General features: G+C 54.1%; 1 rRNA gene. It reads right to left on the reverse strand.

From position 1 onward, the window contains the following. Positions 1 to 1,089: ribosomal RNA gene (locus tag AC3G3F_RS23795) — 23S ribosomal RNA — on the reverse strand; the annotation flags it as partial.

A 1,089-nucleotide genomic window follows, 5' to 3' on the forward strand; every position in this document is an offset into this window, starting at 1 on the left:
TGAGTAAATCACTTCACCTACGTGTCAGCGTGCCTTCTCCCGAAGTTACGGCACCATTTTGCCTAGTTCCTTCACCCGAGTTCTCTCAAGCGCCTTGGTATTCTCTACCTGACCACCTGTGTCGGTTTGGGGTACGATTTGATGTTACCTGATGCTTAGAGGCTTTTCCTGGAAGCAGGGCATTTGTTGCTTCAGCACCGTGGTGCCTCGTCATCACGCCTCAGCCTTGATTTTCCGGATTTGCCTGGAAAACCAGCCTACACGCTTAAACCGGGACTACCGTCGCCCGGCCAACATAGCCTTCTCCGTCCCCCCTTCGCAGTAACACCAAGTACGGGAATATTAACCCGTTTCCCATCGACTACGCCTTTCGGCCTCGCCTTAGGGGTCGACTCACCCTGCCCCGATTAACGTTGGACAGGAACCCTTGGTCTTCCGGCGAGCGGGCTTTTCACCCGCTTTATCGTTACTTATGTCAGCATTCGCACTTCTGATACCTCCAGCACCCCTCACAGGACACCTTCAACGGCTTACAGAACGCTCCCCTACCCAACAACACTAAAGTGTCGCTGCCGCAGCTTCGGTGCATGGTTTAGCCCCGTTACATCTTCCGCGCAGGCCGACTCGACCAGTGAGCTATTACGCTTTCTTTAAATGATGGCTGCTTCTAAGCCAACATCCTGGCTGTCTGGGCCTTCCCACATCGTTTCCCACTTAACCATGACTTTGGGACCTTAGCTGGCGGTCTGGGTTGTTTCCCTCTTCACGACGGACGTTAGCACCCGCCGTGTGTCTCCCGTGATAACATTCTCCGGTATTCGCAGTTTGCATCGGGTTGGTAAGCCGGGATGGCCCCCTAGCCGAAACAGTGCTCTACCCCCGGAGATGAATTCACGAGGCGCTACCTAAATAGCTTTCGGGGAGAACCAGCTATCTCCCGGTTTGATTGGCCTTTCACCCCCAGCCACAGGTCATCCGCTAATTTTTCAACATTAGTCGGTTCGGTCCTCCAGTTAGTGTTACCCAACCTTCAACCTGCCCATGGCTAGATCACCGGGTTTCGGGTCTATACCCTGCAACTTAACGCCC

The sequence above is a fragment of the Salmonella sp. FC25216 genome (genome assembly GCF_057751355.1).